The organism is Hydrogenophaga bisanensis (genome assembly GCF_042665135.1).
GTDB classification, from domain to species: Bacteria; Pseudomonadota; Gammaproteobacteria; order Burkholderiales; family Burkholderiaceae_C; genus Hydrogenophaga; species Hydrogenophaga bisanensis.
On sequence record NZ_JBHTBX010000007.1, the window covers coordinates 114,140 to 140,393 of the forward strand.

The window sequence follows — 26,254 nt, forward strand, 5'->3', positions numbered from 1 at the left end:
GCGCAGGTCAGGAAGCGGCAGGAGGTTCCCCGCGCTCGCGCACATAGGCACGGTACCAGTCCACAAAGCGCTGCACGCCTTCGCGGATCGGGGTGGCCGGCGAGAAACCGGTCAGCTCCCCCAGTCGGGTGACGTCGGCCCAGGTGTCAGGCACATCGCCCGGCTGCATCGGCAACAGGCGCTTGTCGGCCACCTTGCCCAGCGCCTGCTCCAGGCAGGCAATGAAATCCATCAGCATCACCGGGCTGCTGTTGCCGACATTCAGGATGCGCTGCGGCGGGGCCGCACCTTCGCGCTGCGGTGGCCGGTGCATGACCCGCACAATCGCTTCGACCACATCCCCCACATAGGTGAAGTCGCGGCGCATCTGCCCGTGGTTGTAGACATCGATGGGCGCGCGCTCCTCGATGGCCCGCACGAAGCGGAAGATCGCCATGTCAGGACGCCCCCAGGGGCCGTAGACCGTGAACAGCCGCAGCCCCGTCGCTGGAAGGTCGTACAGGTGGCTGTAGCTGTAGGCCATCACCTCGTTGGCCTTCTTGCTGGCCGCGTAGAGCGAGACAGGCCGATCGGTCACCTTGTCTTCCGACAGGGGCATGGTGTTGCCGGCACCGTAGACGGAACTGGACGATGCGTAGACCAGGTGCCCCACCCGGGCATGGCGGCAGCCCTCCAGCACGTTCATCATGCCGGCCAGGTTGCTGTCCAGATACGCCAACGGGTTCTCCACCGAGTAGCGCACGCCGGCCTGCGCGGCCAGGTGCAGCACCGCATCGAACGGCTCGCGGGCAAACAGCTCGGCGGTCGCCACCCGGTCGGCCAGATCCAGGCGCTCGAAGCGAAAGCCCTCCCGGGCACTCAGTCGCGCCAGACGATCGGCCTTCAGGCGCGGGTCGTAATAGGGAGTCAGGCTGTCCACCCCCAGCACCTGAACGCCGTCGTCCAGCAGGCGCTCGCAGAGGTGGTAGCCGATGAAGCCGGCGGCGCCGGTCACCAGGACCCGGCGCGGCTGCAAAAAATCTGCACTCATTCGAGAATGTCCATGCGCTGGGGCGCCCAGCGGTAGCGGCGCACACGTTCCGGCGCCTCGCAGGTCGGCTTCATCGCCGACGCATCCAGCAGCACCCAGTCGCGCCGGTGCTCGGTTCCCAGCACCTGCGCACGCGCGATGTCGAAACAGGTCAGCGCCAGGCTGTCTGGCAGGAGGAGCACGCGCTGTGGACTCTCGCGCATCCACAGCCAGGCGTTGCGCTCCTGCTCCTCAGCCGGGTCCAGATAACTGAAGTGCACCAGCGGCCGCTGCGAGAAGAGCAGGAACTGCTCCTTGAACTTCAGCAGACCCACCTCGTGGCTGTGATCCAGACGCTGCTCCAGCTGGGCCATCATGGCCTTAGGCGTGCGGTGCGGATCCATCACCGGCCACACCCACCAGGCCACGAACAGCCAGCAGGCCAGAGCGGCAATGGACAGTTGCTCCAATACCTGCCGTCGCCACGTCAGCACCGTGACGCCCAGCACCGCCACACCCAGCGTCAAGACCGGCAACCCCAGCGCTGCCAGCTCGTCGGCGTAGTCGTCCACCCGAGGGCCCAACAGCTCCGGTCGCCACCAGGCGGTCGCACCCAGCGCCACAGTGGCCAGACCGACCAGCACCAGGGCCACGCGCAGTGCGCCGGTTGACCAGCGTGTGCCACCCTCGGCCTGCGCCCGACGCCACACCACAGCCGCCACCAGGGACAGCATGGGCAGGGCAGGCAGGATGTAGACCTCTCGCTTGCCCCGGCTGAGCGAGAAGAACACGATCACCAGCACCACCCACACGAACAGGACGCGGACCCGGGCGTCGTCACGCAGGACGCGCACCAGACGCCCGACCTGGGTCAGCAGCAACAGGGCCAACGGGAACCAGATGGTCGGTATCGCCGCGGTCAGGAAGTAGTGCCAGGGCTTGATGTGGCCCCAGGGGTTGGCATAGCGCTTGGCCGTCTGCTGCAGCAGGATGTTGTCGCGGTACGCCCGCAGGTCCTCGCTGCCAGACGCTGCCACCTGCCAGAGCATCGGCCCCAGCCACAGCGCCAGCGTGCCCAGAAGCACCACCAGACCCAGCCAGCTGCGCCAGCCCCACAGGCGGCCATCGCCAGGCCCCTTGGCCGCAGCGCCCCACAGCGCCAGTGGAATCAGCATCAGCACCGGCAGGAAGCCCACCCCCTTGGTCATGATGCCCAGCGCCATCGCCGCAAAGGCCGTCAGGTACCAGCCCCACGCCGGGCCGGTCATGAAGTGGCGCAGCAGCCCGTAGCAACCCAGCGTGATCCAGAAGCACACCAGCGCGTCGATCTGTGCCGTCTTGGCCTGCAACAGGAACTGCGGCGTGAACACCAGCACCAGCAGCGCGGTGCGGGCCACATCGCTGCCCCACAGGCGCCGGCCGATGTCATGCACCAGCCACAGCGTGCCCAGCCCCGCCAGGGCACTGGGCAACAGGAAGGCCACCTTCAGATGGCCCGTCAGCAGGTAGAACACCGCCACCAGCCAAACGAACACGGGAGGCTTGTCCGGATAGGGTTCGCCGCCGCGCATCGGGAACAGCCATTGCCCCGACTCGACCATCTCGCGCGCGATCTGAGCAAAACGCGGCTCGTCGGCGGGCCAGGGGGCGCGCAGTCCGATGCCGGACGCCAGCACCACCGCCACGGCGATCAGGATCACCAGCACACCCAGCTCGCGCGGACTGGTGTGGGATTGGGTAGAGGTTGTCATGCGCTCTGACGCTCCTGCAGCACCTGGGCCAGGCGCTGCTTGAAGCCATGGTGATACAGGTAGAGGGCCAGGACGGTGGAGCCCACCAGCAGACCCAGACTCATCCAGATCTTGGAACCGTCCTGCAAGGCCACACCGCGGCCGGCGTAACTGAACAGCAGCGATTGTGGAAGATAACCGGGCAGGCTGCCCAGCAGCACCGAACGGCGGCTCAGGCCCGCCAGGGCGGCGGCGATGTTGGTGACCAGGTTGCTGCCCACCGGCATCAGGCGAACAATGCAGATCCACTTCCAGGTGTCACCACCCAGCACCCGGCGCACCACTTCGATGCGCGCACCGTGGCGCTGGCGCAGCCAGTCCATGCCCGCATGCTTGATCACGCTCATGGTCAGCAGCGCGCCCAGTCCGGTCAGCAGGGTGCTGACGATGCCCCCCCACCACCCGCCCAGCAGGTAGCCGCAACTGAAGGCCAGCACCTGGCGCGGTCCGCCCACGGCGGTGAACACGATGGCCCCCAGGCAGAACAGCGGCCAGGCCAGCGCCCAGTGCTGCTGGAACAGGTCGCGCAGCAGGTCCTCTTCGGTGTAGGAACCCCACCAGCCATAGTGGAACGACACGAACGCCAGCGTCAGGACCGCCGTCAACACCAGCGGCTTGACCAGCATCCCCAGGTCGGACTTCATCCGCGGGCCGCCCCGTCCAGGACTTCGCGCGCCGCCAGTCGTGGCAGCTTGCTGCGACGGGTCAGCCAGCGCACGCCGAACATGTCGACGATACCCACCCAGACCCGGTTCCAGGCGGTGTACTTGGACACACCCGCCTGGCGGTGACGGTGGTTGACCGCCACCACGCTGATACGGCCGCCCAACCGGCGCACCAGGGCGGGAATGTAGCGGTGCATGTGATCGAAGTACGGCAGCATCAGCCAGGTGCGGCGCGGGATCAGCTTGAGGCCGCAGCCGGTGTCGGGCACACCGTCATCCAGGATGCGGCGGCGCACCGCATTGGCGATCTTCGACTGGATCTTCTTCCACTCGGTATCACGCCGGTTCTTGCGGAACCCGGCGATGCAGAAATCGGGGCCCTGGGCCGCCATTTTTTGTGCCTCGATCAGGAGGGCTGGTATGTCGGCCGGGTCGTTCTGTCCGTCGCCATCGATGGTGACCAGGTAGCGGGCCCGTGCATGCCGCGCCGCTGTCGACAGCGCGGTGCTCTGGCCGCAGCTGCGCTCATGGCGCAGCAACTGCGCGCTGGCACCCAGCTCACGGCAGCGCGCAAGGAATACCTCGCCGGTACCGTCACTGCTGCCATCGTCTACCAGCACGATCTCGTAGCTGCACACCGGCTGCAGCGCCGCCACGATCTCGGCCACCAGCGAACCGATGTTCCCCGACTCGTCCTTGGCGGGAATCAGGACGGAAACCTGCAAGTCCGGAGACTGGTCCAGGACATCGGGAAAGGGAGTGGATGGGGTCATGAGAAAAGGTGGCACAGAGGCCCATGGGATGCGCCGCCCAGATCGGGGCGACGCCAAAAGATGAATTTTCGCATTTTGGCGTCCGTTCTTAAGTTGGACTTAAAGATTCGGGCTCACGATGACCGAATGCCACCCACGGTACCCGCCCACCCGCTCCAACGCCCCCTGCTCATCTGGGCCAGCTGTCTCGGGCTTGCACTGACCTGGGACGTGAGCGCTCTGGACCTGCCCGTGATGCGTCTGCTCGGTGATGCGCAGGGCTTTGCCCTGCGCCAGGCCCCCCTGCTCAAGCTGGGCTTGCACGACGGCTTCAAGCAGGTGGCACTGGGACTGCTGCTGGTTCTTGGCATCTGGGCCGTCCGGCCGGGTGGTCGCAGCGATCAGCCCCGCCGCGAACGGCTGGCGGTGCTCGCCGGCGTCCTACTGGCGCTGCTGGCCATCAACCTGATCAAGCTGGGCAGCCTCACCAGCTGCCCCTGGGAGCTGGCCGATTTCGGTGGCTCCGCCCGTTACGTCTCGCACTGGGCCTGGGGCACGCCCGATGGCGGCGGCGGGCGCTGTTTTCCGGGGGGACACGCCTCCAGCGCCCTGGCCTTTGTCGGACTGGCACTGCCAGGGCTCGTCCGCGGACAGCGTTCAGGCTGGGCCTGGCTGGCCCTGGTGCTGGTCATGGGCGCCATCGCCGGAGGCGCGCAAACACTGCGCGGCGCGCACTACCCCAGCCACACCCTGTGGACGCTGGTGATCTGCCTGGGCAGCTCCCTGGCAGCATGGATGGTGGTCATGCACCGCCAGCGCTTGCGCGCGATCGCCTGATCACCAGCCCAGCCCCACGTGCAGGGGCAGGTACACCGCCATGCCCGCGACGATGGTGCCCAGCACCCCACGCTGCCAGAAGAACCAGGCGGCGCCGGCCACGGCGGCAAACAGGCGGGCGTCCTGCCAGGTGCTGACGAAAGCGCCCTGGGTCGTGACGATTTCCGGAATCACCACCGCCGACAGGGCTGCGATAGGCGCGTACTGCAGGCCGCGCTGGGCCCAGTGCGGCAGGCTCCAGGGGCGGTCGGAGAACAGGAAGAACGATCGCGTGATCACCGTCACCACACCCATGGCCACGATGATCAGCAGGGTGTGCAGGTCCAGATCAAGCATGGTGACCATCTTCCCGGCGCCCGGCCAGCGGGGTCTTCTCCAGCAGCAGGCACATCGCCACCGCGCAGGCAATCGCCACGAGGATGTTGAGCTTGAGCGGCAGCGCCCAGGCCACCACAGCCGCAGCGCCTGCGACCCCGGCCGAGACCATGCGAAGCGGTGAGGTCGCCAGCGAACACAGCACCCCCAGCAGCGCCAGAATGCCGGCAAAGCCGAGCCCCCATTCGGTGGGGATGGCATTGGCCAGCAGGATGCCGATCACACTGGCCGTCATCCACGCCCCGAAGTTGATCGCACAGTTGCCCATCAGATAGGCCTGCTGTCCGGTCAGCTCGTCGGGCGTCGTGCCTGGCTTGGGGTAGCGGCGGGCAAAGAACACATAGCTCAGATCCCCGGTGACGAAACCCGAGATCACGCGCGTGAATCGCGGCATGTGCATCATGTACGGACGCAGGTGCGCCGAAAACACCACAAAGCGCAGATTCACACAGAAGGCCGCCGCCAGGATCACCCACATCGGCGCGCCGGCCGCGATCATGGGCACCGCCGCCAGCTGCGCGCTGCCGGCGTACACGATGAAGGTCATCAGCAGGGCCTCCAGCACCGACAGCCCGGACTTGACCATCGCCACACCGGTCATCAGTCCCCAGGCGGCAATGCCCATGGCCACCGTGGTCTGGTCGCGGATGCCCTCGCGGTATTCCGGCCGATGGCGGTACTCGGCGCTGAGAAACATCAGGCGACCTCCCCGCCAGCCGGGGGATCGAAGATCTCACCCGCCTCCAGCGGAAACCCGTTGAGGAACTCGGCGGCGCGCAGGCGCTTGCCCCCCGCGCGCTGTAGCTCCTGCAGGCACAGCGCACCATCACCGGTGGCCACCTGGATGCCTTCAGATCCCGCCGACAACACCTGTCCCGGCACGCCGCCGACGGTGCCGGACTCGACCCTGGCCAACCACACCTTGACCGCCTCACCCCGCATCGCGGTGCTAGCCCCCGGGAAGGGATTGAAGGCCCGCACCCGCCGCCCGATCACCTCGGCCGGCAGTGTCCAGTCGATGGCCCCTTCGGCCTTCTCGATCTTGTGCGCGTAGGTCACACCCTCCGTCGGCTGGGGCGTGCGGGTCAGGCCACCGCAGGCGGCCATCTCCAGCGCCTCGACGATCAGGCGCCCGCCCAGATCGGCCAGACGGTCATGCAGGCTTGCCGTGGTGTCCTCGGGGCCGATCGGCAGCCTCTCGATCAGCAACATGTCACCCGTGTCCAGGCCTTCGTCCATCTGCATGATGGTCACGCCCGTCTCGGTATCGCCAGCCTCGATCGCGCGGTGGATCGGCGCGGCACCGCGCCAGCGCGGCAACAGCGATGCATGAATGTTCAGGCACCCGAGCCGGGGCGCCTGCAACACCCAGGCGGGCAGAATCAAACCGTAGGCCGCGACCACCATCACATCGGCACGAGCCTTCTCGATCGCCATCTGCGCAGCAGAGGCATCTTCCGGGTATTTGCCCTCCAGCCGGAGGCTGCGGGGCTGGGCGACGGTGATCCCGTGGGCCTGCGCCAGCTGCTTGACCGGCGAGGCCTGCAGCTTCATCCCGCGACCAGCCGGGCGGTCTGGTTGCGTCAGCACCAGCGGCACCTCGAACCGGGCCGCCAGCAGGCGCTCCAGCGCCACTCGGGCGAACTCCGGCGTACCGGCATAAATGACTCTCATGGTGCAACTTTCCCGGGCTGCCAGCGATCAGCCGCCCGTCGAGGGGGTCAAGGCGAATCAGCCCCGGCGTGACTCGCGCTCGGCCTTGACCAGTTTGGTCTTGATCCGGTTCTGCTTCAGGGGCGAGAGGTACTCGACGAAGACCTTGCCCAGCAGGTGATCCATCTCGTGCTGTATGCACACCGCCAGCATGCCCTGTGCATCGATCACCCGGGTGTGGCCGTGCTCATCGAGTGCCCGCACCTTGACCTCGACCGAGCGCTCCACCCCGTCGTAGATGCCGGGCACGGACAGGCAGCCTTCCTCGCCCTTGCGCTTTTCGGCACTGGCCCATTCGATCTCCGGGTTGATGAGCACCAGCCGCTGGTCACGGGTCTCGCTGACGTCGATCACGATCAGTCGCTCATGCACATCCACCTGGGTGGCCGCCAGACCGATGCCGTTGGCCTCATACATGGTCACGAACATGCGCTCGATCAGGTCCTGGATGCGCTGGTCGACCGCGGCGACCGGCCTGGCCACCGTGTGCAGGCGGGGATCGGGGTAGCGCAGGATGGGCAGGGGCAAGGGGGCGGTCATGGTCAGCAGCGGCGGAAATTTGGTCGGGCCGATGTCACGCTTTGTCACGGTTCACCGACGGCGTTTGTCGTTATTTTCGCTACTTTTGTCCCCGCGCGCTGCGCATCCACCCCATAAACATTGCCTAATCAAGGGCTTGGGCGCAAAATCAAAAGCGAATTGTCAAGAAAGAGCGCTGCCACCGAGCCTGATGGCCCATCTGGTGCCGGGTGGTGGCGTGCCTCAGGGGCCATACATGCTGAAACAAACCCGTCCGACCATTGCGGCGCGCACTTTCCGCGCCATGCCCACTCTGCTGGCGACCGCCGCTGCCCTGTCCATGCTGACCACTGGCAGCGCCATGGCACGCGACTGGCCGGTCACCGCAGGACAGCGCTCCACCGCCAACCAGGTGGCGCAGGCGGGTGTGCCGCTGTCGGAACTGGCCCCCGACGCGCCCGATCAGTACAAGATCAAGCGCGGCGATACGCTCTGGGGCATCTCGAAGGTCTTCCTGCGCAGCCCTTGGCGCTGGCCGGAACTCTGGGGCATGAACCTGGACCAGATCCGCAACCCGCACCTGATCTACCCCGGTCAGGACCTGTACCTGATCCGCGACGGTGACCGGGCCCGTCTGTCCACCCGCAAGCCTGGCGGCGGACTGGAAACCGTCAAGGTGTCGCCTCGCATCCGAGCCGAGAGCCTGTCCGCCTCGGCCATTCCGCCGGTCAACCTCCAGGCGATCGAGAGTTTCCTCACCGAACCCCTGATCGTGGAAGAAGCCACGTTCGCCAAGGCACCGCGGATCGTCGCGACGCCCGAGAACCGGGTTCTGCTCAGTCGGGGTGACCGCGCCTATGCCCGTGCCCGCTACGGCAACGACACCACTTCAGAGCCCCTGAGCTTTGCCAATGGCAAAACGCGTGAGTACCGGGCATTCCGCAATGCCGTGCCGCTCAAGGACCCGACCACGGGTGAAGTCCTGGGCCACGAAGCCCAGTATGTGGGCCGTGTCTACCTGGCGCGGGAGGAAACTGTCCAGGCCGCGCCCGTGGTGCCGGTCAAGGCCGACGAGACCACACCCAAGACCGATCTGTACAAGCCGGCGCACGAACAGGCGACGAACATCGACCGCTCGCAGGTGGCGGCCACCCCCGCCAAGGACAAGGCCCCCGATGGCGAAATCGTGCCAGCCACCATCGACGTGGTGGCCGTCAAGGAAGAGTTGCGTGTCGGCGACCGGCTGCTGCCGGAACCCCCACGCGACCTCTCCAGCTACGTGCCCAGCGCACCGACATCCGAGCAGAACGGCCAGATCGTCAAGGTCTACGGCAACGGCGTGACCTACGCCGGTCAGAACCAGGTGGTGGCCATCAACCGTGGCACCGATCATGGTCTGGAGCGCGGCCATGTGCTCGCCTTGCTGCGCGACGCTGGCCAGGTGGTCGACAAGACCGACGAGAGCCGCACCATGCTGCGACTGCCCGGGGAACGCAACGGCCTCATGATGGTGTTCCTCACGTTCCAGAAGGTGTCCTACGCGCTCATCCTGGAAGTGGGTGACACCGCCAAGGTGGGTGACCGTTTCGTCAATCCCTGAACCCCGCTGAGGGATGGATCGCCACGAACTGGCCGCCTGGCTGCGGCTGGTTCTCACCCCCGGCGTGGGCCGCGACACGGCCCGGCGTCTGCTGGCCGCCTTCGGCATGCCCGATGCGGTCCTGTCACAGCCGACCTCACGGCTGGCCGACGTGGCCAGCGCCAAGGTGGCGCGTGCACTTGCCCAGGAGCCGCCGGAACTGGCAGACGCCCTGGAACGACACCTGGCATGGCTCGCCCTGGCCCCCGGCGAGCGGCACATCCTGACCCTGGGCGACACCGGCTATCCCGCCGAGCTGCTGCAGATTGCCGATCCACCGGTCATGCTCCAGGTGCTGGGTGACCTGGAGACCTTGCGCCACCCCAGGCGGCTGGCCATCGTCGGCAGCCGCCACCCGACCCCGCAGGGCCAGGAAAACGCCCACGAGTTCGCCAAAGCCCTGGGTGAGGCTGGCGTGTGCGTGGTTTCCGGACTGGCCCTGGGGGTGGATGGTGCCGCCCACGAAGGCGCGCTGGAGGTTGGAGGGCCCACCATTGCCGTGGTAGGTACGGGACTGGATCGCGTCTACCCCCGCCAGCACGCCTCGCTGGCCCGGCGGATTGCCGCCCAGGGCGCCCTGATCAGCGAATACCTGCTGGGAACACCGCCACTGTCACCGAACTTTCCGCAACGCAACCGCATCATTTCCGGCCTCTCGCAGGGCACGCTCGTGGTCGAAGCGGCGTTGCAGTCAGGCTCGCTGATCACCGCCCGGGTGGCGGCCGAGCAGGGGCGAGAGGTGTTTGCCATCCCCGGCTCGATCCATTCCCCGCAATCCAAAGGCTGTCACTCGCTGATCCGCCAGGGTGCCAAACTGGTGGAATCGGCGCAGGACATTCTGGAAGACCTGCGCCTGCAGGCGCCGACCGCCACCCCGGACCATGCGCCGGCGCTGTTCAGCGACACCGGGGACCCCCTGCTGGATGCCATGGGTTTCGATCCGGTCAGCTTCGATGTTCTGCAGTCCCGCACGGGCGAACCCACACCCCAGCTGCAGGCACGATTGCTTGAACTGGAGCTTGCCGGGCAGGTGGCCCGCTTGCCAGGTGGATTGCTTCAAAGAACAGGCGCTGGCTGAGCGCCTGGCCGGATCGCCGGTCGCCCAACCGAGAACACGTCAGGCCAGCAGCCGCTCCGGATTGGCGTCGAGCTTGGCCAGCGCGTCGCGCGTGGCCCGCACGGTCAGCGCCTCTTCCTCGCTCGGCAACAGCAGCCCTGCCTGCAGGTAGGATGCCACCCGGTTGACCTGCATCAGATAGCAGCGTCCCCCACTGGTGACGAACATGAACAGCTGTCCGCGCTGGCTGCGCCAGGCCAGCTGAACGTTGGCCAGCTTGCCGTTGTGGTCGAGGCTGTACCAGTTGCCGATTTGCAGCTCCACCGCCCAGGCCCGCATGGCCTCGGAAGGCTGACTGCCGCCGGCACTGATGACCTCGATGTTACTGGCATCGACACCCGTGATCATCTCGATGCTCTCGTTGTCCAGGTCCAGATCGCCGATGCCGCCTTCGGGCAGGAAATCCTCCAGGTTCGCCAGGCGCTCGGACAGGCGGTCCAGATTCTCCTGCGGAATCGGCTCGGTGCGCGACATGAAGGCATCGGCCAGCGTGTCGCTGACGGACTTGATGTGGCGGTCCTGCAGGCCAGGCGGGTAGCCAAGCAGCGACATCCCTTGCCGCAGACGCTGAAGCAAACCCGGCAACTGCTGGATCACCCTCGCCCGGTCGTTGCGGTTGGGCTTGGCACTGGCAGCCCACAGCAGGTCTGATGCCACCTGCTTGAGGGATGCGGTCTCATCGTGACGCATGCCGAACTTGACACTGGCCACCGCCAGCACCTCCACCCAGACCTTGAAGAGAAACTCGCGGATCTCGTCGCGCACCGGCACTTCGTCCAGCAGCTTGCGCAGCTCGATGGTGTATTGCACCGACAGGGTTTCCTTCTGTTCGATCTGCTGGGCGATGGGTACAAACCGGCTGGCGTTGGTGTTCTCGCTCAGGTAGGTGGAGAGGAACTTCTCGAATTCGTCATAGACGAGCTGAAAGACGCGGCGGCCGGTTTCCGGGTACTGCTCGATTACCTGGACCACCCGCTTGATCTCGGCCTCCAGCGCGGCCGAACCGACGTCGGTCTCGAAGCCCATCACACAGCTGCCCATGCGATCGATGAGGCGACGGGCCGGGTGTTGCAGGGCACTGAAAAACTCGGGCTCGGCCAGCGCTACGCGGAGCACGGGAATCTGAAGCCTGGCAAACCACACGCGCACGCTGGCCGGGATGCGCTCCTCGGCCAGGATGCTCTGGAACATCAGCGCCACGACCTCGATGGTGGCCTTTTCACTGGGCGTCTCCGCCGCCTGCTTGAGCTCGTTGCTGCGGTCCCGCAGGGCGGCGGCAGCACGCTCGACATTGACGCGGGTGACCGGCACCGGTTCCGCGCCCGAGTGGCCGGTGGAGGGCAGCCCCGCATCGGCACTGAGCACCGGCGCCGCGCCCGCGATGGCGTGCTGCAGACGGGGTGAGACAGGCATCACCTCGGTGGCGGCAAAGTCCTCGCCCACCCGGTCCATGATGAAACGCTTGAGCTTGCCCACCACCCCTTGCGCCCGCATGCGCGCACGGGCCAGCGGTGTGGCACCGGTCATCATGCGGGTTTCCTCATGCACACCCGACAGGCTGCCACTGGCACTGGAGAGGCGCCCCGCACCGAGAGAACTCGGAGAACTGATGCCCCCGGAGGCCGGGCCCGCCGGCATCGGCGAAGACGCACGGTAGCCTGGCTGCCCGGGCAGGGCCGATGGCCCTGCCGTCGGCACCCGCGCCATGGCGGGCGGGCGGGCACCACCGGGCGCCATGTTGGCCTGCGGTTGGGCCGGGTCCTGAGGACGAACGTCGGAACGGGCACCCGGGGCGCGACGCACCAGCGCATTCAAATCGATGTCCTTCATGACGCCACTGGACACCAGGAACTGGTTCGCCGCCTGATAGGCCTCCAGCATGCGCTTGGCCAGCAGCGGCGCCATGGCGTCCTGCACCAGTTGCCAGGCCTCGCGGCTCATCTGGGCTTCCAGCCAGTGATCGATCAGGATGCGGGTGGTGACATCGGGCAGCAGCACGTCGCCCTTGGGCAGTTCCTGCCGGTGCTCCAGGTGCTGAATGCGCAGGCGCAGGTCATTGAGCTCGGTGGAGGCCACATCCAGCACCCGCAGCGCCAGGCGCGACGCCAGAATCTGGTCGTCCATGGCGCCTTCGGCCATCAGCTCCAGGCGCCCCGTCATCGCCAGCGGCTTGTTCGCCGGCGTGCTGCGGGGCAACAGCGTGCGCTGCAGGGCTTTCTTGCTGGCCGTGATCCAGGGGCCATGGGCCTTTTGAAAAGCCTGCCACGCGTCGGTGCGATCCTGCCGGTCCTTGTTGGAGCCCGGCGCATCCATCAGTTCGCGCAGGCGCGTCTCGCACACCTGCCCAAGTTCGGACAGCATGCGACCCACGTGAACCACGAACAGTTCACGTGCCTGCTTGCCCAGCGATGAGACGTGCGGATCAGGTGGCGACGCCATCATTTCAGTATGACATGAAACCAACCGGCCATTGGTGAGCCTTTGTCAGAGTCTGCCATACCCCGGCGGGTTGTGGCCGTCAGACGACAGCGCCAGCGTTCGGATCGTCGGGATCGCCTTCCTTGCGGGTTGTCTTGATCAGGTCTTCGCGTTTGATGCCCAGCCACATCGCAATGGCGGCGGCCACGAACACCGAGGAGTAGATACCGAACAGGATGCCGATGGTCAGGGCCAGGGCGAAATAGTGCAGCGTCGGGCCACCGAACAGCAGCATGGACAGCACCATGATCTGGGTCGACCCGTGGGTGATGATGGTTCGGCTGATGGTGCTGGTGATGGCGTGGTCGATCACCTCGATCGTGGTCTTCTTGCGGTACTTGCGGAAGCTCTCGCGGATCCGGTCGAAGATCACCACCGATTCGTTCACCGAATAGCCCAGCACCGCCAGCACCGCGGCCAGCACGGCCAGCGAGAACTCCCACTGGAAGAAGGCAAAGAAGCCCAGGATGATCACCACGTCGTGCATGTTCGCGATGATGGCCGACACCGCGTACTTCCATTCGAAGCGGATCGCCAAGTAGATCATGATGCCCGCGATCACCAGACCGAGCGCCATCAGGCCGCTTTCCACCAGCTCTTCGCCCACCTGCGGACCGACGAACTCGGTGCGTCGCAGTTCCACTTTGGGGTCCTGCGCCTTGAGGGCCTCCAGCAGGGTCTGGGCCTGCTCACCGGAGCTCTTGCCTTCCTGGGGTGGGAGGCGCAGCAGCACGTCGCGCGAGGTACCGAAGTTCTGTACCGGCACCTCGGCATAGCCCTGGGCCTCGACCACCTTGCGGATGGCCTCCAGGTCGGCGGGTTGCTCGTAGGCCACTTCCATGACGGTGCCGCCGGTGAACTCCACCGACAGGTTCAGGCCACGGGTGACCAGAAAGAACACCGCGAGGATGAAGGTGAGGGCCGAGATCGCGTTGAGGACGATCGCGTGCCGCATGAACGGGATGTCGCGGCGGATGCGGAAGAGTTCCATGACGGGAGTCCTTGGTGTGCGCTCGTGGGGTCAGTCGGCCTTGGCAACGGACTTGCCATCCGCGTCGGGGCGCCAGACCGTGCCGATGGAGACGCTCTTGAGCTTCTTCTGCCGGCCGTACCAGAGGTTGACCAGACCGCGCGAGAACACCACAGCCGAGAACATGCTGGTCAGGATGCCGATGCAGTGCACCACGGCAAAGCCCCGCACCGGGCCGGAGCCGAAAATCAGCAGCGCGATACCGGCAATCAGGGAGGTGATGTTGGAGTCCAGGATGGTGCCCCAGGCGTTGTCGTAACCGATGTTGATGGCCGTCTGCGGCGAGACGCCATTGCGCAGCTCTTCACGCACACGCTCGTTGATCAGCACGTTGGCGTCGATGGCCATGCCCAGCGCCAGTGCCATGGCGGCAATGCCGGGCAGGGTCAGCGTGGCCTGCAGCATGGACAGCACCGCCACCAGCAGCACCAGGTTGAAGGCCAGCGCCAGACTGGAGAAGACGCCAAAGAGCATGTAGTACACGCTCATGAAGATCACGATGACCGCAAAGCCCCAGATCACGCTGTTGAAGCCCTTGGCGATGTTCTCGGCGCCCAGGCTCGGGCCGATGGTGCGTTCCTCGATGATTTCCATCGGCGCAGCCAGCGAACCTGCGCGCAGCAGCAGGGCCGTGTCGTTGGCTTCCACCGTGGTCATGGCACCGGAGATCTGCACCCGGCCGCCACCGATCTCGGTGCGGATGACCGGCGCGGTCACCACCTCGCCCTGCCCCTTCTCGAACAGGATGATGGCCATGCGCTTGCCCACGTTCTCGCGCGTGACGTCACGAAACACGCGCGAACCCTTGCTGTCCAGGGTCAGGTGCACCGCGGGCTGCTGCTGGTCGTCAAAACCGGCCTGGGCATCGGTGAGGTTCTCGCCGGTCAGCAGGACTTCCCGCTTGACGATGACCGCCTGACCACTGCGTTCCAGATAGCGCTCGGCGCCAAACGGCACAGGACCGTTGCCACGCTCGGCGGCCTTGCCTTCGGCGCTTTCGTCCACCAGGCGCACCTCCAGCGTGGCGGTGCGACCCAGGATGTCCTTGGCCTTGGCGGTGTCCTGCACGCCAGGCAGCTGAACCACGATGCGGTTGGCACCCTGCTGCTGGATGACCGGCTCGGCCACGCCGAGCTCGTTGATCCGGTTGTGCAGGGTGGTGATGTTCTGCTTGAGGGCCTGGTCCTGGACAGCACGGGCCGATTCGGGTCGGATGCTCACCACCAGGCGTCCGCTGGCGGGATCGGCGTTCTCGGCCACCTGAAGGTCCTGGAACTGGTCGAGCACCGCGTTGCGCACGGCCTCGAAGGTCGAGGCGTCGCCGGTGCGGATCTCGATGGACTGGCCGCTGCGGCTGATGCCGCCATGGCGGATGCCTTTTTCGCGCAGGCTGGTGCGCAGGTCGGTGGCCAGCACGTCGGCCCGGCGCTGCAGGGCGGCGGCCATGTCCACTTCCAGCAGGAAGTGCACGCCACCGCGAAGGTCCAGACCCAGGTACATGGGCGCGGCGCCCATGCTGGCCAGCCAGGCGGGCGTGCGGGGCAGCAGGTTCAGGGCCACCACATGGGTCGGAGCCGCCGGATCGGGGTTGAAGGTGCGCTCCAGCACGTCGCGCGCCTTGATCTGGTCGTCGGTCGTCTCGAACCGGGCCTTGACCGAGTTGCCGTCGAACTGCACCAGCGACGGCTTGAGGCTCTCGGCCGCCAGTGCCGACTCCACCTTGGCCAGGGTATCGGTATCCACCTTGACCGTGGCCTTGCCCGAAGACACCTGCACCGCAGGCGACTCACCGAACAGGTTCGGCAGCGAATAGATCAGGCCGATCAGGAAAACCACCACGATGATGGCGTTCTTCCACAGCGGATAACGGTTCATAAGCGAGCCTACGGTAGGCAAAAAATCGAATCGAAGCAGCGCCGGAACCGGTCAGGGGCACCGTGGAACCGGCTCCGCCGGGCCACTGGTGCCGTCCCCCCTCCAAGCCGAAGGCGCCAGAGAGGGGGGAAGCCGCGCAGCGGCGCAGGGGGGAGTTATTTAACAGTTCCCTTGGGCAGCACCTGGACCACGGCGGTGCGTTGCATCTGGACTTCCACGCCGTTGGCAAGTTCCACACCGATGTAGACCTCACCGATCTTGGACACCTTGCCCAGGAAACCACCGGCGGTCACCACCTCGTCGCCCTTGGCCAGGGCCTCGATCATGGCCTTGTGCTCCTTCTGGCGCTTCATCTGGGGCCGGATCATCACGAAATACAGCACCACGAACATCAGCACCAGCGGAATCATGCTGATCAGGGTGTTCTGGGTATCGCCACCAGCGGCAGCCTGGGCGTAAGCGTTGGAAATGAACACGTCAGAGGTCTCCGGAAACGACGGTTGTGACAGACAGCCGAAACCCGGCGACCCGCCTGTCGCCGGTCACCGGGAGCACTTCGGCCCAAACGGGCATTGTATGCCGCACCGGTGACACGGGCGAACTGAGGTTCCTGCCGCTTTTTCCTGAAGACGGCCGCGCTGGCGGCCGCGATCTCAGGCTGCGCGCTGCTCGGCGGCGGCCACCGGGTGGGGCCACTGGGCCAGCAGCTGCTCGCGGCGCGATTGGGCGGCCTTGAAGTGGCGCTCTTTCACATGGCCGAAGCCACGGATCTGCTCGGGCAGACGGGCGATCTCCAGCGCCAGCGCATGATTGTCGGCGTTCAGGCCGGCCAGGATCCGCTCGATGTCCTCGCGGTACTGGGCGATCAGTGCACGCTCCATCCGGCGCTCCTCGGTGCGGCCGAAGATGTCCAGTGCCGTGCCGCGCAGTCCCTTGAGCTTGGCCAGCACGCCCATGGCCTTGAGCATCCAGGGGCCGTACTGCTGCTTGATCAGTTCGCCCTTGTCGTTCTTCTTGGCAAACAGGGGCGGCGCCAGGTGCAGGCGCAGCTCGAAATTGCCCTCGAACTGCTCGGCCACCTTGGCCTGGAAGGACGGATCGGTGTGCAGGCGCGCCACCTCGTACTCGTCCTTGTAGGCCATCACCTTGAACAGGTAGCGGGCCACGGCCTCGGTCAGGGCGGTCTTGCCCAGCCTGGCCTCGGCCTGCTGCACCTTGCGAACAAACAGCTCGTACTGGCCGGCATAAGCGGCATCCTGGTAGCCAGTCAGGAATTCCACACGGCGGGCCAGCAGGCTGTCCACCGTCTCGCGCGGCTTGAACTGGATCACCTGGGCGGTGCCGGCGGCCTGCGTGAGCAGGGCGGCCATGGCCTGGGGATCGTGGGCCGCCCGGCGACCCCATTCGAACGCCTGCTTGTTCTTCTCCACCTGCACCGCGTTGAGCTCGATGGCGCGCATCAGCGCCTCCAGGCCCAGCGGCACCCAGCCCTTTTGCCAGGCATAGCCCAGCATCATGGGGTTGGTGTAGATGGAATCGCCCATCAGCTTGGTGGCGGCGGCCTCGGCATCGAAGCGGCCCACATCGACATCGCCCAGGATCTGCACCAGCGAGTCCACGCAGGACTGCGCCGGGTTCTGCCATTCGGTGTTCTTGACGAAGGCCGCCGTGGGGGTGGCGCTGGTGTTCAGGGCCACGTGGCTGCGACCGGTGCGCAGGCGCTGGAGGGTTTCCTTGCCGGCCGCCACGATCGGGTCGCAGCCGATCACCAGGTCGGCCGAGGCCGTGCCCACCCGCGTGGTGCGGATGTGCTCCTGGCTGGCACCGATGAGCACATGGCTCCAGGTGGCGCCGCCCTTCTGAGCCAGGCCCGCCGCGTCCTGGGTGACGATGCCCTTGCCTTCGATGTGCGCGGCCATGCCCAGCAGCTGGCCGATGGTGATCACACCCGTGCCACCCACGCCGGCCACCACGATACCCCAGGCGTCGGCGCCCAGTGCCGGCAGCTTCGGCGACGGCACGGCACCGCCACTCCACTCCACGCCAGCACCCTTCTTGTCCTTCTTGCGCAGCTGCCCGCCCTTGACGGTGACGAAGCTCGGGCAGAAGCCCTTGACGCAGGAGAAGTCCTTGTTGCAGGTGCTCTGGTTGATGCGGCGCTTGCGGCCGAATTCGGTCTCCAGCGGCTCGACGCTCAGGCAGTTGCTCTGCACGCCGCAGTCGCCGCAGCCCTCGCACACCAGCTCGTTGATGACCACGCGCTGGTCCGGCTCGGCCATGGTGCCGCGCTTGCGGCGGCGGCGCTTTTCGGTGGCGCAGGTCTGGTCGTAGATGATGACCGTGGTGCCCTTGATTTCGCGGAACTCGCGCTGCACCGCATCCAGGGTGTCGCGGTGCTGGATGGCGATGCCCGCCGGAATGCCGGTCACGCCCGCGTACTTCTCGGGCTCGTCGGTCACGATGGTGATCTTGACGACGCCCTCGGCGCGCATGCTCTGGGCAATCTGCACCACGCTGTGGCCCTCGGGCCGCTCACCCACCTGCTGGCCGCCGGTCATGGCCACCGCGTCGTTGTACAGAATCTTGTAGGTGATGTTCACCCCGGCAGCGATGCTCTGGCGGATGGCCAGGATGCCGCTGTGGAAGTAGGTGCCGTCGCCCAGGTTGGCGAACATGTGCTGATCGTGGCTGAAGGGTTGCTGGCCTACCCAGGGCACGCCCTCGCCGCCCATCTGGGTGAAACCCACGGTGGCGCGGTCCATCCAGATGGTCATGAAGTGGCAACCGATGCCCGCCATGGCGCGCGAGCCCTCGGGCACCCTGGTGCTGGTGTTGTGCGGGCAGCCGCTGCAGAACCAGGGCTGGCGGTTGGCGTCGGGCGAAGACTGCAGCAGCAGCGTCTGGGTGGACTTTTCCTGGGCATCCAGGATCGCCAGCTGCGCGTCGATGCGCGATTCGATGTCCTGCGGCAGGCCCAGCTTCTTCAGGCGCTTGGCAATGGCCCGGGCGATCAGCGCGGGCGACAGGTCGGCGTTGGCGCGCAACAGCGCATTGCTGCTGGGGTTGGGCTTGCTCCACTCGCCACCGCTGTGGTCGCCCTCGACCTCGTCGAACTTGCCCAGCACGTTGGGGCGCACGTCGGGGCGCCAGTTGTAGAGCTCTTCCTTGAGCTGGTATTCGATGACCTGGCGCTTTTCCTCAACCACCAGGATCTCGCGCAGGCCGGTGGCGAATTCACGGGTGATGGACGCCTCCAGCGGCCACACCACCGCCACCTTGTGCACGCGGATGCCCAGCTGGCGGCAGGTGGCATCGTCCAGACCCAGGTCGATCAGCGCCTGGCGCATGTCGTTGTAGGCCTTGCCGCTGGCGATGATGCCGAAACGGTCGTTCGGGCCGGCGATCACGTTGTGGTTCAGGCGGTTGGCGCGCACATAGGCCAGGGCCGCGTACCACTTGTAGTCGAACAGGCGCGCTTCCTGGTCCAGCGCGTGGTCGGGCCAGCGGATGTGCACGCCGCCCGGCGGCATCTCGAACTCGGGGATGACGATCTCCACCCGCTCGGGGTCGATCATCGCGGTGGCGCTGGACTCGACGATCTCCTGGATCGTCTTCATGCCGGTCCACACGCCGCTGAAGCGGCTCATGGCAAAGGCGTGGATGCCCAGGTCCAGGATCTCCTGCACCGTGGCCGGAAAGAACACCGGCAGGCCGCAGGCCTTGAAGATGTGGTCGCTCTGGTGCGCGGCGGTGGAGCTCTTGGCCACGTGGTCGTCACCGGCCACCGCAATCACCCCGCCCCAGGGCGTGGTGCCGGCCATGTTGGCGTGCTTGAAGACGTCCGAGCAGCGGTCCACGCCAGGGCCCTTGCCGTACCAGATGCCGAAAACGCCATCGAACTTGTTGCTGCCGGGCGGGGCAAAACCCAGCTGCTGGGTACCCCAGATGGCGGTGGCGGCCAGTTCCTCGTTCACACCGGGCTGGAACACGATGTTCTGCGCGGCCAGGTATTTCTGGGCCTTCTGCAGCGCCTGGTCGTAGCCCCCCAGCGGCGATCCGCGGTAGCCGCTGATGAAGCCGCCGGTGTTCTTGCCGATCAGGGCGTCGCGCTGGCGCTGCAGCATGGGCAGCTTGACCAGGGCCTGCACCCCGCTCATGAAGGCGCGACCATGGTCCAGCGCGTACTTGTCGTCCAGCGTAACGGTTTCCAGGGCCTTGCGAATGTGCTCGGGCAGCGGCGCGTTCATGTGTTGTCTCCTGCGTGGGGTGGGACCACCTTGTGGGCGGTTTCGGTGGACGACAAGAAGCCGGTTCGGCTCCGTGCAGTGTGCCGCACAGTGTATGGCCGCACCGCCGACAGGTGTTTGCTTTTCGTGCCCTGATTTGCCACGATGAAGAAAGACTCTTTCTAGAATAGTCTCATCATGGAAACACTTGACAAGTTTGATCTGGCCATCCTGCACGAACTGCAATCCGACGGCCGCCTGACCAACGCCGAACTGGCCAGCCGGGTCGGCCTGTCGGCCGCGCCCTGCTGGCGCCGCGTTCGGGCCCTGGAAGAAGCGGGCTACATCACCGGCTACCGGGCCGAACTCAATCGCGCGAAGATCGGCCTGGGGGTGCTGGCCTTTGTGCGGCTGGACGCCGAGCGCAACAGCGGCGATGTGCTGCGCCACATGGAAGCGGCCATCCGCAAGATCCCCGAGATCGTCTCCTGCCACTACATCAGCGGCTCGGGCACCTTCGAGCTGCAGGTGGTCTGCCCGGACCTGACCGAGTTCAGCCGCTTTGCACGCGAGGTGCTCATTAACCTGCCCAACGTCAAGGACCTGCACACCAGCTTCTCGCTGGGCGAGGTCAAGGCCGGCGGCGCGCTGCCGCTGGGGCATCTGGCCCAACGTCACTGAGGGCAGAGAATCTCGCCATCCGTTCTATCGTTAATCGCGCTCAGGCGGACTGGCGAAAGACCGCAGCCATGGATCGAGGTGAGCGATATCAAACGCGCCCGATTCGAACATCTGCATCATCTCCGCGTAGATCTGTGCCGGAGCACGTTTCAGCCGCCATCCGTTGATGCGGAGAAACACGTCGGCAGCCGCAAAGGCGATGCGCTTGTTGCCGTCCACAAACGGATGGTTGATCGCCAGGCTTTCCATCAAGGCGGCCGCCTCGTTCACGACGTCATCGTAGTAGCCTGTCTGCGGACGGAACAGCGCAGACTCCAGAGCTCCAGGATCCCGCACGCCAGTGGCGCCGCCATAGCGCTGCATCAGCGCCGTGTGCATGCCGAGCACGTCGGCCACGGTGAGGAAATCGCGGGCCACCACTTACTTGGCCAGTTCGCGGTAGAGACTGTCGAACTCATCCACGCTGGACGCAAACGCAGTCATCACATGGCGACGTGGGCGTTCTTTCTGCTGCCGGTCAATGTAGTCGCGCAGGGCATCGTCTAGCACCGCCTGAAACTGTCGACCTTGGCTTTCAGCGATCTGGCGCAATGCCGCCAGCACCTCCGGGGCAGCTTGAGAAGAAAACTTTTCGCGAGCAGCAATCGTCATTGCCATCCCCATCATGATTTATCTTGACATTTCATGATATATCAGGATGAGGCCGGTTGCCGGCATAGAGATGCCGCTCGATGCCCGATGGGTCAACAGGGTTGGCGACACAACCCTTGTGCACCCTGCATCAAACACATACCCAAGTTCTCGCGCGGCAAGCCAGCCGAAAACTTGAGATCCAGAACGGCCATTCATCGCCGATTTCCGACCTTTGGGCTCAAAAGACTACCAACAAAACCCTTGTTCGTGACTTAGTTCTCGCTTTCCGCTTGCCCTCCACCAAAAGTTTTCATAGCATCGCCACCGTTCGTCGGCCGCATGTCCTACCGAAGTGTTCATGTGGTCCGCCCCCGGTTCTGGAAGGAAATGTCGTGAAAAAAGCTTTCGTACTCAAGTCGGCCCTGGCGCTGGCCATGGTCTCGCCGATGCTGGCGTCGGCCGAATCCAATCTGGTCATCAACGGCAGCCCCGCCACCGCGCGCCTGGATTTCCGTGTCGTGATCCCGCAGGTGCTGCTGCTGCAGGTGGGTTCGACGGGTGCCAACAACGTGGACCTCGTTGAATTCAGCCTGCCCACCACCACCACGCTGGGCGACAACAACCCCGTCGGCCGGACCAACGGCGGCGCCGTGCCGGTGCGCGTGCTGGGCAACAACGGCGCCATCACCCTGGCAGTGAACAACACCGGCGACCTGTCCAATGGCGCCGGCGACACCATTCCCTGGGACTCCATCGGCGTGAACTCGGCAGCGGTGTCTGGCGGTGGAGTACCCCATCCTGCCACCAACTTCAGCGGATCCACCACCCTGCCCACCACCGCCGGCAAGATCACCGACAGTCAGGCGCAGTGGACCTTCTCGTACCTGAACAACATCATTCCGGCGGCGGGCACCTATGGTGGCGTCAACACCAACAACGGCCGGGTCACCTACACCGCGTCCATGCCCTGAGGCCTGATCTGAGGTGCCGCTCGCACTTCGTCATGCACTGACCCTTTCCGCCGCAGCGCTGGTCTCAGCGCTGCCGGTGCTGGACGCGCGCGCCTGGTCGCTGTCGATCGCGTCGGCATCGCGGCGGGTGTTCCTGCACGTGGGTGACGGCACCCTCAATGGCGGCAACGGCACGATCAACCGGGTGGAGGTGACGGTGCCGGCCAACCAGCTGGGCAATGGCGTCCCGCTGGCCATGACCAGCAACAGCAGCCAGTCCCGCAGCCTGTACGGTGACAACTACCTCACCTGCCCCGACCCGGCCAACCAGGTCATGATCGGTGCCTCTTACCGGCGAAACAACAACGGTGCCCCGGCCACCGCCATCCTCAGCGTGACCGCCCCAGCCGTCCTGACCAACGCCAGCGGGGACACCATTCCGTTCAGCGAAATCAGCTGGACCGTCTCGGCCGCCGGCAGCCCCAACCCCAACGTCATCCGCGCGAGCACCTTCACCACCGGCACGCAGACGCTGGCCACGGTGCCCGCCAACACCTACATCGAGAACTGCCACAGTTTCCGTTACGCCAACTCGGCGATCCGGGCTGCGGGCACCTACAACGGGCGGGTGACCTACACCCTGAGCAATCCATGACCGGACGAACCGCCGCACTCGCCCTGGTCTTGTGGATGTGCGCCAGCGCCACGCATGCGGGCAGCTACCGGCTGGACGATTCGCTCACCCACACCGTGCCAGCCAATGTGCAGATGCAGTGGCGCCCCTTCGTCCGCGGCGAGCGTGACTCGGGCATGGAAGCCTGGGTGCGCGTGAACGTGCGCATCGACACCCGCGAATGGGTGGGCCGCCCTGGGCAGGTCTACCTGGTGCTTGACCGCGACGACACCTCGGCCATCGAGGCCGAGTGGACCACCGAGGGCCGCCTGCTGCCCGGCCGTATCCAGTCGGGGGAACGGACGCTGGTGTATTCGGGCACCCTGACCACGGCTACGCTGGAAGACCAGTTCGTCATGCGGCTGCGCTCCCTCTCCGACTGGCGGGGCAATACCCGCCGCCTGAATTTCCACTTCGAGTTTGACACCCCGTGAGTCTGCTGCCGACACGATCCCCGGGCGCCCTGCTCCTGTCTGCCCTGATGGCCCTGATGTGCCTGCCCGCCACTTCGGTGGCGCAGGGCTTCTCCGCCTTCGTCTCGCCGCCGCGCTTCGAGGCCAAGCTGACACCGGGCAAGCCCACGCGCCTCATCGTGGAGATCCAGCACGTGGGCACGCAGCCGGGCGCCTACCGCTTCTATACCAACGACTGGACCCTCAGCCCCGAGCACGCGGTGAGCTTCACCGACGCCCTGGTGCCCGGCAGTTGCCGACCCTGGGTGGCCATCGAGCGGCGAGAACTGACGCTCAACCCCGGCAACCGTTACCGATACCGCTTCGAGATCACCCCCCCGGCCAACACCCCTGCGGGTGAATGCCGCTTTGCCCTCATGGTCGAGGGACGCGATGCCGCCCAGGTGCAGGGTCCTGTGCCTCAGGTGGGCGGGCGCATTGGTGTCATCGTCTACGCCTCGGTGGGCGACGCCTCGCCGGATCTGTCGGTGACCGGCAGCGGCGTGATTCTGCGGGAGGGCAAACCGCTGGCCGTCATCGATGTGCGCAACAACGGACTGGCCCATGGCCGGCTGGATGGTGTCGTCGACGGCACCGATGCCAGTGGCAAGAAGATCGAGCTGGCGCCCGCCGACCTGCCCATCCTGCCCAACGAGACCCGCCGCATCTCGCTCAACCCGGTGGCCGCGGCCGGTCTGCCCGCCCCGGATCCGCGCTTTCCCCTGCGTGTCACCGGACAGCTGGAGTCGGGCAACCAGCGCGTGCCGCTGGATCTGCAGTTCAGCGCCCCATGACCTTGGCGGGCCGCTTTGCCAGGGCTGTGCTGTTGCCACTGGTGGCCCTGCTGAGCCTGGCCGCCCAGGCGCAGGCACCTGGGTCTGCGGCAGGCAGCGGCGGTCGCACCAGCATCGGCACCGCCACCGGCACGCAAACCGATCAGACTTATGAGGATCGCGTCATCGAGGGCCTGACCCTGTCCGATGACGACGCCGATACCGAGTTCAGCTACGACGCCAGCGGGCTGCCCCGCTACCTGCGCTTCGAGACACGGCTGGGCACCCTGCCCTTCGACCCCACCCGCACCGTGCAGTCGTCCATGGCCCTGTACGGTCTGATCGAGACACCCAACCACGGCACGTTCTCGATGGACGGCAACTACGCGCCGCGTGAAGGGCTGGGCAGTGTCACGCTGCGCCAGCGCGGCATCCCGCTCGACGCCGACCGTCTGGCCCACCTGGAGGCCGGCGTCATCGGTGCCCCGTCGCCCGACGTGCTGCGTACCCCCTCACGGATCTTCCTGCCGCTGGTGACCCTGCGTGGCGTCAGCGCCGAGGTCGAATCCCTGGCCAATTTCGGCCAGGTGCAGGTCAGTACCGGCACCCCGGGTCGCCTGGCGGGTCAGCCGCTCAACGCCTTTATCCGCCAGCCCGGCCGCGTGAGCACCGTGGGCGGTCAGTGGCAGCTGCGGCCCGGCAAAGATCCCAGCCGTCCCGGCTGGATGGTGGCGGCCCTTCATGAAAACGCCCGGGGCGTGATCGGTGCCAGCGGCCTGGACCGCCGCGTCGACGCCGACTCCACACTGGTGGGCTTCAGCCACGAGGTCGACCGTTATCACATCCACGCCCGCCTGATCAGCACCCGCAGCAGCGACATCGAAGGCAACCGGCTGGGCTACTGGTTCGAGGGCGAGCTGATGGAAGGCCCGCGCACCCACGGCTACGGGCTGTACCGCTTCGAGCGGGACCTCAGCTGGGCCGGTCAGGCCATCGCCAACGACCTCAGCGGCATCTATTACCGCAACAACTGGCGCACCCGCCAGCTGGTCACCGACTTCTCGATCGACTGGCTGCGCAACCTCAGCGGCGAGCGGGCCGATGGCGCCTATGCCACCGGCAGCGCCCGATGGCGTGTCAACCGCGACCACGCACTGGGCGCGGGTCTGACCTTCCGGCGCTTCCGCAGCAACGCCTGGAACAGCTATGCCGACTGGCGCTGGCAGAACGGCTGGGGCACCAGCAGCCTGCGGCTGGAGCTCAGCGACGGCAGTGCCAGCGACGCGCAGCGTACCCAGCAGCTGACCTACGACCAGGACTGGGACGTGCCGCTGGGCTGGAGTCTGAGCACCAGCCTGTCGGCCGGTCGCTACAGCGCCGTGCCCTTACGCAACGAACTTGCCGAGGACTTCATCACCGCCGCACTGGCCGTGGTCGCGCCAGTCAACAGCCGCACCACCTTGCGTGGCACCCTGCTCACCGAGCATGGCAGCGACGGCGAAAGCCGTCAGAACGTCAACCTGTCGGCCAACTGGCGCGTCAGCCAGGGCTGGACGCTGGAAGGGCACTACAACCGCAACACCGGGCGCAGCCGTGCCCAGCCTTCGCTCGACCCGCTGGCGCCTCCGCTGCCCGAGGTGGCCACCCTGTCGGACCGCAGCTTCTATGCCCTGTTGCGGTATGAGCTGCAGGGCGGCAGCCGCAGCGCACCGCTGGGCGGCAAGCCGCAGGAAGGCGGCGGCCGGATCGAGGGCGTGGTCTTCTTCGACAACAACCGCAACGGCAGCCAGGAGGCCAGCGAGACCGGTGTGGCCGGCGTCACCATCTTCCTGGACAACCGCTACGCCGTTCGCACCGACGACTTCGGGCGCTTCAGCTTCCCCTTTGTTGCCGCCGGCCCGCGCACCGTCACCCTGCGCAGCGAAACCCTGCCGCTGCCCTGGTCCACGGTGGACGACGGCCAGGTCAGGGTGGATGTGCGCCTGCGCGAAACGACCCAGCTGCTGATGCCGGTCCAGCGCGACCAGTAAAGCGACCATTGGCCCTCCGCAGGGCATCCAGCCAGGC

At 66.4% G+C, this 26,254-nt stretch carries 24 protein-coding genes; 9 read left to right on the plus strand and 15 right to left on the minus strand.

Annotation, left to right across the window (positions count from 1 at the left end; genetic code table 11):
• Positions 1-7 precede the first annotated feature (7 nt).
• The 4 genes from ACFQNJ_RS11885 to ACFQNJ_RS11900 are packed head-to-tail and all read right to left on the minus strand — an operon-like array spanning position 8 to position 4,237.
• Complete coding sequence (locus ACFQNJ_RS11885) at positions 8-1,030, minus strand: NAD-dependent epimerase/dehydratase family protein (protein WP_382257532.1); 1,023 nt, start codon at positions 1,028-1,030, stop codon at positions 8-10.
• Positions 1,027-2,760: an ArnT family glycosyltransferase gene (locus ACFQNJ_RS11890; RefSeq protein WP_382257535.1), complete on the minus strand. Its 1,734-nt coding sequence runs from the start codon at positions 2,758-2,760 to the stop codon at positions 1,027-1,029. The genes ACFQNJ_RS11885 and ACFQNJ_RS11890 overlap by 4 nt, the downstream gene beginning before the upstream one ends.
• Complete coding sequence (locus ACFQNJ_RS11895; RefSeq protein WP_374641082.1) at positions 2,757-3,443, minus strand: TVP38/TMEM64 family protein; 687 nt, start codon at positions 3,441-3,443, stop codon at positions 2,757-2,759. Before ACFQNJ_RS11895 ends, ACFQNJ_RS11890 begins: the two co-directional genes overlap by 4 nt.
• On the minus strand, positions 3,440-4,237 hold the full coding sequence (locus ACFQNJ_RS11900) for a glycosyltransferase family 2 protein (RefSeq protein ID WP_382257538.1): 798 nt from the start codon (positions 4,235-4,237) through the stop codon (positions 3,440-3,442). Before ACFQNJ_RS11900 ends, ACFQNJ_RS11895 begins: the two co-directional genes overlap by 4 nt.
• 126 nt (positions 4,238-4,363) lie before the next feature.
• On the opposite strand from ACFQNJ_RS11900, the gene ACFQNJ_RS11905 reads away from it, so the two are divergent.
• Positions 4,364-5,053 (plus strand): phosphatase PAP2 family protein, encoded by a 690-nt coding sequence (locus tag ACFQNJ_RS11905; RefSeq protein WP_382257541.1) that lies wholly within the window; start codon positions 4,364-4,366, stop codon positions 5,051-5,053.
• On the opposite strand, the gene ACFQNJ_RS11910 is transcribed toward ACFQNJ_RS11905, so the two are convergent.
• From ACFQNJ_RS11910 to def, 4 genes are read right to left on the minus strand one after another with little or no spacing between them, the layout of a single operon-like run.
• A complete protein-coding gene (locus tag ACFQNJ_RS11910; RefSeq protein ID WP_382257544.1) occupies positions 5,054-5,389 on the minus strand; it encodes an AzlD domain-containing protein in 336 nt (111 codons plus the stop codon).
• The gene (locus ACFQNJ_RS11915; RefSeq protein ID WP_382257547.1) at positions 5,382-6,125 is read right to left on the minus strand and encodes an AzlC family ABC transporter permease; all 744 of its coding nucleotides are present in this window, start codon (positions 6,123-6,125) and stop codon (positions 5,382-5,384) included. Before ACFQNJ_RS11915 ends, ACFQNJ_RS11910 begins: the two co-directional genes overlap by 8 nt.
• Complete coding sequence (gene fmt, locus ACFQNJ_RS11920; RefSeq protein WP_382257550.1) at positions 6,125-7,102, minus strand: methionyl-tRNA formyltransferase; 978 nt, start codon at positions 7,100-7,102, stop codon at positions 6,125-6,127. The genes ACFQNJ_RS11915 and fmt overlap by 1 nt, the downstream gene beginning before the upstream one ends.
• A gap of 57 nt (positions 7,103-7,159) precedes the next feature.
• Positions 7,160-7,681, minus strand: a complete 522-nt coding sequence (gene def, locus ACFQNJ_RS11925) for a peptide deformylase (protein ID WP_382257873.1) — start codon at positions 7,679-7,681, stop codon at positions 7,160-7,162.
• A 283-nt stretch (positions 7,682-7,964) separates the two neighbouring features.
• On the opposite strand from def, the gene ACFQNJ_RS11930 reads away from it, so the two are divergent.
• Both ACFQNJ_RS11930 and dprA read left to right on the plus strand, forming a co-directional pair.
• Positions 7,965-9,260 (plus strand): LysM peptidoglycan-binding domain-containing protein, encoded by a 1,296-nt coding sequence (locus ACFQNJ_RS11930; protein ID WP_417450029.1) that lies wholly within the window; start codon positions 7,965-7,967, stop codon positions 9,258-9,260.
• 13 nt (positions 9,261-9,273) lie between these two features.
• Entirely contained in the window at positions 9,274-10,377 is a 1,104-nt protein-coding gene (dprA, locus tag ACFQNJ_RS11935) for a DNA-processing protein DprA (RefSeq protein ID WP_382257555.1), read from the plus strand.
• A 39-nt stretch (positions 10,378-10,416) separates the two neighbouring features.
• On the opposite strand, the gene ACFQNJ_RS11940 is transcribed toward dprA, so the two are convergent.
• The 5 genes from ACFQNJ_RS11940 to ACFQNJ_RS11960 form a co-directional block, all read right to left on the minus strand.
• Positions 10,417-12,855: a DUF1631 family protein gene (locus ACFQNJ_RS11940; protein ID WP_382257557.1), complete on the minus strand. Its 2,439-nt coding sequence runs from the start codon at positions 12,853-12,855 to the stop codon at positions 10,417-10,419.
• 79 nt (positions 12,856-12,934) lie between these two features.
• Complete coding sequence (gene secF, locus ACFQNJ_RS11945) at positions 12,935-13,885, minus strand: protein translocase subunit SecF (RefSeq protein ID WP_382257560.1); 951 nt, start codon at positions 13,883-13,885, stop codon at positions 12,935-12,937.
• 30 nt (positions 13,886-13,915) lie between these two features.
• Complete coding sequence (gene secD, locus ACFQNJ_RS11950) at positions 13,916-15,799, minus strand: protein translocase subunit SecD (protein WP_382257563.1); 1,884 nt, start codon at positions 15,797-15,799, stop codon at positions 13,916-13,918.
• A gap of 155 nt (positions 15,800-15,954) precedes the next feature.
• Positions 15,955-16,275, minus strand: a complete 321-nt coding sequence (gene yajC / locus ACFQNJ_RS11955) for a preprotein translocase subunit YajC (RefSeq protein ID WP_382257565.1) — start codon at positions 16,273-16,275, stop codon at positions 15,955-15,957.
• 177 nt (positions 16,276-16,452) lie between these two features.
• Positions 16,453-20,046, minus strand: coding sequence for an indolepyruvate ferredoxin oxidoreductase family protein (locus ACFQNJ_RS11960; RefSeq protein ID WP_382257568.1), 3,594 nt, complete (start codon positions 20,044-20,046; stop codon positions 16,453-16,455).
• A 177-nt stretch (positions 20,047-20,223) separates the two neighbouring features.
• On the opposite strand from ACFQNJ_RS11960, the gene ACFQNJ_RS11965 reads away from it, so the two are divergent.
• Entirely contained in the window at positions 20,224-20,706 is a 483-nt protein-coding gene (locus ACFQNJ_RS11965) for an Lrp/AsnC family transcriptional regulator (protein WP_382257571.1), read from the plus strand.
• A 30-nt stretch (positions 20,707-20,736) separates the two neighbouring features.
• Here the strand turns inward: ACFQNJ_RS11965 and ACFQNJ_RS11970 are convergent, their stop codons facing one another.
• Positions 20,737-21,123: a type II toxin-antitoxin system death-on-curing family toxin gene (locus ACFQNJ_RS11970; protein WP_382257574.1), complete on the minus strand. Its 387-nt coding sequence runs from the start codon at positions 21,121-21,123 to the stop codon at positions 20,737-20,739.
• A gap of 3 nt (positions 21,124-21,126) precedes the next feature.
• On the minus strand, positions 21,127-21,363 hold the full coding sequence (locus tag ACFQNJ_RS11975) for a hypothetical protein (protein ID WP_382257577.1): 237 nt from the start codon (positions 21,361-21,363) through the stop codon (positions 21,127-21,129).
• A 368-nt stretch (positions 21,364-21,731) separates the two neighbouring features.
• Between ACFQNJ_RS11975 and ACFQNJ_RS11980 the strand changes: the two genes are divergently transcribed.
• From ACFQNJ_RS11980 to ACFQNJ_RS12000, 5 genes are read left to right on the plus strand one after another with little or no spacing between them, the layout of a single operon-like run.
• On the plus strand, positions 21,732-22,310 hold the full coding sequence (locus ACFQNJ_RS11980; RefSeq protein ID WP_382257580.1) for a hypothetical protein: 579 nt from the start codon (positions 21,732-21,734) through the stop codon (positions 22,308-22,310).
• A 13-nt stretch (positions 22,311-22,323) separates the two neighbouring features.
• The gene (locus tag ACFQNJ_RS11985) at positions 22,324-22,944 is read left to right on the plus strand and encodes a hypothetical protein (protein WP_382257583.1); all 621 of its coding nucleotides are present in this window, start codon (positions 22,324-22,326) and stop codon (positions 22,942-22,944) included.
• On the plus strand, positions 22,941-23,396 hold the full coding sequence (locus ACFQNJ_RS11990; protein WP_382257586.1) for a hypothetical protein: 456 nt from the start codon (positions 22,941-22,943) through the stop codon (positions 23,394-23,396). The genes ACFQNJ_RS11985 and ACFQNJ_RS11990 overlap by 4 nt, the downstream gene beginning before the upstream one ends.
• Positions 23,393-24,208: a COG1470 family protein gene (locus tag ACFQNJ_RS11995; protein ID WP_382257588.1), complete on the plus strand. Its 816-nt coding sequence runs from the start codon at positions 23,393-23,395 to the stop codon at positions 24,206-24,208. Before ACFQNJ_RS11990 ends, ACFQNJ_RS11995 begins: the two co-directional genes overlap by 4 nt.
• Positions 24,205-26,217: a hypothetical protein gene (locus ACFQNJ_RS12000; RefSeq protein WP_382257590.1), complete on the plus strand. Its 2,013-nt coding sequence runs from the start codon at positions 24,205-24,207 to the stop codon at positions 26,215-26,217. Before ACFQNJ_RS11995 ends, ACFQNJ_RS12000 begins: the two co-directional genes overlap by 4 nt.
• The last annotated feature ends 37 nt before the right edge of the window (positions 26,218-26,254 follow it).